Origin of the sequence: Cryobacterium zhongshanensis, from assembly GCF_022760445.1 — a bacterium.
GTDB lineage: Bacteria > Actinomycetota > Actinomycetes > Actinomycetales > Microbacteriaceae > Cryobacterium > Cryobacterium algoricola.
In genome coordinates, this window is record NZ_JALGAR010000008.1 from 98,067 (window position 1) to 104,726 (window position 6,660).

Here is a 6,660-nt window from a genome sequence, read left to right on the forward strand (position 1 = left end):
GCGCGTTCTCCGAACTCAAAAGTGCACCCTCTCGGCGGTTTAGCGCCGGCTCGGGTCCGCTGACCACCCGCTCCTATTTCTCGATCTCACTCGTCCCTGAGGACTTGAGTGCGGCCAGGCGGGCGTCGACCTCGGTGAGTTCGCCGAGGTCTTCGAGGCTTTCGAACTGGGCGTCGAGGCTCGACGCTGCGAGCTCGTTCGCCCCGCGCACCTTGGCCTCCTCGCGGCGGATCTTGTCCTCGAACCGGCTGACCTCGCTCGTGGGGTCCATGATGTCGATGCTCTTGACCGCGTCCATGACCTTGGTCTGCGCCGCGGCCGTCTTCGAACGGGCGATGAGTTCGTCCCGCTTGGCGGACAGCTGGCCGAGCTTCTCCTTCATCGCGTTGAGGCCGGTCTTGAGCTGCTCGACGACGGTGGTCTGCGAGGCGATCTGCGGCTCGGCGGCCTTCGCCTCCTTCTCGGACTGCAGCTGGCGGCCGAGCGCGACCTTGGCGAGGTTGTCGAACTTGTCGGCGTCGACGGAGTTGCCCGCTGCGCGCAGCTCGTCAGCCTTGCGGCTCGCGGCGAGTGCCTTGCCGCCCCACTCCGCGGCGGCCTCGACGTCCTCCCGGTGGTCGTCCTCGAGGAGGCGCAGGTTGCCGATCGTCTCCGCGATGGCGCCCTCGGCGTCCGAGATGCTGTTGCTGTAGTCGCGCACCATCTGGTCGAGCATGAGTTTTGGGTCTTCTGCCGAGTCGATCAGGGAGTTGATGTTCGCCTTGGCGAGTTGTGCGATGCGGCCGAAGATGGATTGCTTGGTCATGACAATGTCCTTTCGAGTGATTCTGCGGGCGGGTCCAGTGTGGCGCGTGTCTGTGTGCTTCCGCTGTAAGGGGGGTCAGAACCTCCCGCCCCCGCCGCGGTGGGACCGGGTGCCCGCGCCGCCGAAGCCGCCCGGCAGGCCGAAACCGCCGCCACCGCCCCGGCCGCGTGAGCCGCCGAAGGGGCCGCCCCCACCGAAGGAACCGCCGCCGAAGAGTCCGCCGCCGGGACGGCCGGTGAGCACCGAGTTGATCAGGATCCCGCCGAGGACGGCACCGAGCATGCCCGACCCGTTTCCGGCGCTCTGGCCGCCCCCGAGGCCGGTACCGGGACCGGGCACTCCCGCGAAACCGTCGACATCCGCCCGTGCCAGAGTGATCGCCTCTGCGGCGAGCGAGCCGGAGCGTTGCGCCGCGGCGAGGGCGGAGCCCGGGTCGGTCGCCCTGGCGGCGTCGGCCTGGGCGAGGAGGCGTCCGGCCTCGGCGAGCCGGGTGCGGGCCTCCGCGCCGACCGCGCCGCGCCTGGCCGTGATGAAGTCCTCGGCGGCGGAGACCTGGCCGTGCGCGGAGAGCAGGGCCTGGTCGAGCGCGGCCTCGGTGCGCTGCGCCTGGGCCGCAGCGTCCCGCACCCCCTGCAGTGCGGCATCCATGCGCCCGTTGGCCGCCTCGAGCCGGCCGAGCAGCTCGAGCGGGTTGATCGGCCCGGCGCCGAGCCGGGCGGAGACGTCGGCGACGACGCGTTCGGTGTCTGCGATGATGCCGGGAGGGGTGGCCGGGAGGGCGTGCGCCGCCGCGAGGTCGCCCTGCAGCTCCGTGAGCGTTGCCGTGACCCGGTCCGCCGCCGTGGACAGGTCGGTTCCAAGCCGGTCGACGGCATCGAGCAGCAGGCCGGCCTGGTCGACCGACTCCTCGGCCGCGCGGATCCCGACGGCCGCCCCCGGCGGGTCGCTCTCGATCCGCTTGCCGGCCTCGGACAGTGCCGTCCGGGCGAAGATGATGCGTTCCCTGGCCTGGTCGGCGTTGTCGGCGACGGTGCCGAGCGCGGCCGCGGTATACCGGCCGGCGAGCTCGGCGAGGCGGGTCGCGGCGGGCGCGATCCTGCTTTCGGTGGCGTCGGCTGCGCTCGTGGCGGATGCCGCGGCGGCCGGGGCGTTCTTCTCCAGCTGGCGCAGCGCGGCGAAGTCCGCCGCCTGGTCGTCGAGGGTCGCATTGGCCCGCTCGCAGCCGTCGAGGATGGCGACGAACCAGTCCCTGCGCTGCTCCTCGGTGTCGGGGACGGCGTCGTCGAGCTTCTGCTGCAGGGTGAACGCGGCCCGGAGCTCGGCCTTCGCGGAATCGAGGGCCGTGCGGAATGCCTCCGTTGCCACCTGGCCGTACTGGGCGAGCGCGAAGCCGAGTTCCTGCTCGCTCGACGTCACAGCATCATCGGTCTGGACGAGGGCCGTCGCCGCCCGCCGGGACAGCTCCTCGGTCGACAGGGCGGCCGCTCCGGTCGGTGGGGCCGCACCGGCCGGCGGCCCGGCACCGGCAGGCGGCCCCGCTCCGGGTGCGGTCACCGCGCCGCGCCGCGCCCTCCGGGCGAAGAACACGATCGTCCCGACGACGATCGCGAGGAAGACGACGAGGGCGACAAGCACGACAATGAGGACACCGCCGCCAGAGGAGCCCCCGCCTCCGGGGTTCGCCGCGCCCGGCGTGAGCGAGGGGGCCGGAACCGGCTGGCCGCCGATCGTCGCGGCGAAGCCGTTCGCGGCGCCGATCGCGGCTCCCGCCCAGTCGTTCACCCGCAGGGCCGGCTCGATCGCGACGGTTTCGACCTCCAGGAGCTGCGCATCCGTCAGGGCCGAATTCTGCGCGACCGAGAGCTGGTACTGCCGGTCACCGGTTGCGACGGCGAGCAGCACGTCGTTGGTGCCGAGCCCGTTGTCGTCGGCGGTCTGGTCTGCCCACTGCTGCCGGTCGGCGACGCCGCTGAAGCTGCCGACGTAGGCGACGAACAGGTCGGTGCGGGTCTCCACGTAGAGCCGGTCGAGAGCGGCGGTGACCTCGTCGGTGCGGGAACCGAGAGCGCCGACCGTGTCGACCACGTGGCTCGACCCGAAGCTCGGGGGATCCTCGGCGTAGGCGGGAGTGCCCGGTCCCGCGCCGAAGCACAGCCCGACGAAGCACAGCCCCACGACGACCAGCGCCGCGAGCCCGGTTCCCCGGAACAGCAGCCGTCGTGACCGCATGGACTCGCCTCCTTCGGCGCGGGAATCGCAGGCGCGGACCGGTGTCCGGGGCCTCCTGCCGTGAGCATAGAACGCCCGGACGTGTCCGTCTACGAACCGCTCTGTTGCGGACTGTGACGGGCCCGTTCGCGTCCGGAGCGGACAGTCTCCACACTGGGAACACCCGCACACGAGCGGCACCCCTGACCGACACCCCTGGAGGACAGCATGGCCGAGACCACCTCCCCGCGCCTCGCGGTCGTCGAGGTCACCGGAAGCCGCCCGGACCGGCCGGCGTACCACGCGAAGGTCCAGGTCCTCAACGGAACCGTCGTGGCCGCCGCCGAACAGGGCGGCTGGGCCGTCACCCGCCTCGCAGCGGCCGACATGACCATCGCCACCCTGCTCACCGCAACAGCGGATGCCGACGCGATCGTCATCCTCGGCGGGGAAGACATCACGCCCCGTTTCTACGGCGGTGTCTCCGGATACCCGGAAGAGACCCTGCACTTCCCGGTCGCCGACGACGGACAGCTCGCGCTCGTGCGCCGCGCCCTCGACCGCGGCACCCCGCTGCTCGGCATCTGCCGCGGCCTCCAGATCATCAACGTCGCCCTCGGCGGCAGCATCGTGCAGCACATCGACGAGGGCATCCACCGCAACGTCGACGTGCCGATCGACCGGATCCTCCGCGAGCACACCGTCGAACTCCTCGAGGGCACCGTCCTCGCCGACAGCCTCGGCGGCGCGTTCGCCGCCGTGCAGAGTGCACACCACCAGAGCGTCGACCGGCTCGGCGCCGGCCTCCTCGCCGCGGCGTTCGCGCCGGACGGGCTCATCGAGGCCGTCGAGCACGAGTTCGCACCGATCACGGGCGTGCAGTGGCACCCGGAGGCCCCCGACGCTCCCGCCGACCAGCTCCCGCTGCTGCTGAGGAGCCTCGAGCGCCAGCTCGCGGCCATCGAAGCTGCCGGTCGCATCGCCGCCTGAACCGAGCCGGCAGCCGCGCCGGGCAGACGCGCCCGGCATCCGCTCGGGTAGAGTGTGGGCACCCGTCGAAAGGACCGCACCATCGCCGCCGACGCCCTTCCCGACGACACCCTCACCCGCGCCACCGTCGACCTGCTGCGCGACCTGATCCGCAACGCCTGCGTCAACGACGGCACCGCGGATTCCGGCGGCGAGATCCGCAGCGTGCGCACCCTCGAGGGCTTCTTCGCCGGCTCCGGCCTCGACCTCGAGGTCGTCGAACCGCACCCGGGCCGGGCCTCCCTGATCACCCGCATCCGCGGAACGGACCCGGACGCCCCCTCCCTCGCCTTCGTCGGCCACCTCGACGTCGTCCCCGTGCACGAGGCCGGCTGGAGCCGCGACCCGTTCGCGGCGGAGATCGTCGACGGCGAGATCTGGGGCCGCGGCGCCCTCGACATGCTCTGCCTCACCGCGAGCTACGCCGCCGTCACGCGCGCCATCGCGACCGGTTCGTTCCGCCCCCGGGGCGACCTCGTGTTCGCGGCCGTCGCCGACGAGGAGGCCGGCAGCAGCCTGGGCGTCGAATGGCTCACCGAGAACCGCCTCGACCTGATCGACGCCGACTTCGTCCTCACCGAGTCCGGCGGGGTCCCGGTCGGCCCGACCCCCTCGATCTCCACGACGATCGGCGAGAAGGGCATCGCCGGCCGCCGCCTGATCGTGCACGGCACCCCCGGGCACGGTTCGGCCCCCTGGGGTGCCCGCAACGCAGCCATCATCGCAGCGGATGCCGTCTACCGGCTCTCCCGCTATCACGCGCCCGTGCAGATCACCCCGGACTGGCGCCGCTACGTGGCGGCACTCGGCCTCGACCCGGCGCTCGCCGCCCGGCTCCTCGACCCGGTCCGCATCATCGACGCCCTGCACGAACTCGGCACCCTCGCCGGTTTCGCGCACGCCTCGACCCACACGACCATCTCGCCGAACGTCGTGCGGGCCGGAGACAAGGACAACGTCATTCCCGCCCTCGCGACGGTGACCCTCGACATCCGGGTGCTGCCCGGCATTGCGGCGACGGATGTCGACGCGTACCTCCGGGAGGCGCTCGGCGAGCTCATGGCCGACGTGACGATCGAGGGCGAGGGGTTCGACGCCGCGACCCGCTCTCCGATCGACACGCCGCTCTACGACGCCCTCGGCGCGGCCGCCCGCCGGGCATACCCGAACGCCGACCTGTTGCCGATGCTGAGCGTCGGCGGCTCGGACGCCCGGTTCTACCGCCGCCGCGGCATCCCCGCGTACGGGTTCGCCCTGCTCAGCCGGCGCTGGGACTACGGCATGTTCCGCCAGCTCTTCCACGGCAACGACGAGCGGATCGACCTCGAGTCCGTCTCCCTCACCGTGAACGCCCTCGACGCGGTGGTGAGGGACCTGCACGGCTGACCGCGGTGCCCGGGGAGACCCGATGCCTGCGTCGCTCACAGTTGATAAATTGCATGCAATACTGCACTGTATGTAGCAGGTGACCTGTACTCAGGGTCATGCAGCATGGAAGAGTCGACGTCCGTAATCGTCCGTGCCGGGAGTGCAGGGAACGGTCCGGCTCCCACCGGTCCGGTCTCCGGCGATGACGTGGACGAGAGGTTGTTCTGGTGGCACAGCGTGGCCTCACCATCCTCGGTCGAGTCCTGCCCGACGCTCCGAAGCGGATCAGGGTCGCGTTCGCTCTCATCCTCGCCGGGACCGTCGCCTATGCCGCATCGACATTCGTCGTGACCGGACCTGGACGTCCCGGGTGGCTCGACAGCTGGTTCTACATCGCTCTCGAACTCGGCACCGCGACCCTGATCGCGATGCGTGTGGCGCAGCGTTCGATCGAACGCACCGCCTGGGGATTCCTGGCCGGGGCCTTGTATGCCGTGTCCCTGGCCGATGTGGCCGGTGCCGCCTCGGGCCCGGTGGGTCGTGCCGCGGACGGCGTGCTGAGTGTGTTCGTGTTCGTCTTCGATGTCCTGTTCTTCGGGTTCGCCTTCGCCGGGCTGGTCCTTCTCGTGCGCAGACGACTTCCGGCCGGGACCGCCTCGGTCTGGCTCGACGGCCTGATCGCCAGCCTCGGACTGCTCTCGATCTCGTCCGCGCTGTTGTTCCGCAGTTCCGACGACGTCAGCCTCGACACGCTGCAGTCGCTGCTCTACCAGGTCGCCCTCCTGGTTCTCGTCGCCGTCCTCGTCGGAACGGCTGCAGCCCTCGGCCGCCGACCGAGCCAGATCTGGGCATTGTGTACCGCCGCCTTCTCGCTCATGGCGATCGACAACCTCCTTGAGGCGAGCGGGCTGGTTCCGAATCGGGACACGCCGGGAAGTCCGACCGATGCGTTCTGGCCCCTGGCGGGCCTGCTCCTCGTGGCGGCCGCCTGGAGGTCCCGGTCGACCCCGACGCCGGTCGGCTCTCGGTCCTCCACTCTGGTCGTCGCGATGCCGTCGATCCTCACCCTCGGGGCCCTCGGGGTCATCTTCGCCAACGAGTTCACCTCCCTGTCGTACTTCTCGATCTTCACCGCGGTGGTGACCGTGATGGCCGGCGCCCTGCGCCTGTTGTTCGCGGTGCGGGATGCGGATCGGTTGCGGGTGCGGCAGGTGGAGTTGAATGTGAGTCTGGGGTTGGCTCGGGATGCG

General features: G+C 71.3%; 5 protein-coding genes. 3 read left to right on the forward strand and 2 right to left on the reverse strand.

The window, feature by feature from the left end:
* Positions 1 to 73: 73 nt before the first annotated feature.
* Positions 74 to 805 carry a PspA/IM30 family protein gene (locus MQH31_RS19540; RefSeq protein WP_134535214.1) on the reverse strand — a complete coding sequence of 244 codons (732 nt, stop codon included), beginning with the start codon at positions 803 to 805 and terminating at the stop codon, positions 74 to 76.
* Positions 806 to 880: 75 nt separating this feature from the next.
* Positions 881 to 3,034, reverse strand: coding sequence for a TPM domain-containing protein (locus MQH31_RS19545; protein WP_243013440.1), 2,154 nt, complete (start codon positions 3,032 to 3,034; stop codon positions 881 to 883).
* A 207-nt stretch (positions 3,035 to 3,241) separates the two neighbouring features.
* On the opposite strand from MQH31_RS19545, the gene MQH31_RS19550 reads away from it, so the two are divergent.
* The 3 genes from MQH31_RS19550 to MQH31_RS19560 form a co-directional block, all read left to right on the forward strand.
* Entirely contained in the window at positions 3,242 to 4,003 is a 762-nt protein-coding gene (locus MQH31_RS19550; RefSeq protein ID WP_243013441.1) for a gamma-glutamyl-gamma-aminobutyrate hydrolase family protein, read from the forward strand.
* 54 nt (positions 4,004 to 4,057) lie between these two features.
* Positions 4,058 to 5,428, forward strand: a complete 1,371-nt coding sequence (locus tag MQH31_RS19555) for a M20/M25/M40 family metallo-hydrolase (RefSeq protein ID WP_243013442.1) — start codon at positions 4,058 to 4,060, stop codon at positions 5,426 to 5,428.
* 209 nt (positions 5,429 to 5,637) lie between these two features.
* Positions 5,638 to 6,660: hypothetical protein (locus MQH31_RS19560; protein WP_243013443.1), on the forward strand; the 1,023-nt coding region annotated here is incomplete at its 3' end.

Bases quoted from the DNA above. Each gene is read 5' to 3' on its own strand.
- MQH31_RS19540 (WP_134535214.1), bottom strand. From the start codon at position 805: ATGACCAAGCAATCCATCTTCGGCCGCATCGCACAACTCGCCAAGGCG.
- MQH31_RS19550 (WP_243013441.1), top strand. From the start codon at position 3,242: ATGGCCGAGACCACCTCCCCGCGCCTCGCGGTCGTCGAGGTCACCGGA.
- MQH31_RS19545 (WP_243013440.1), bottom strand. From the start codon at position 3,034: ATGCGGTCACGACGGCTGCTGTTCCGGGGAACCGGGCTCGCGGCGCTG.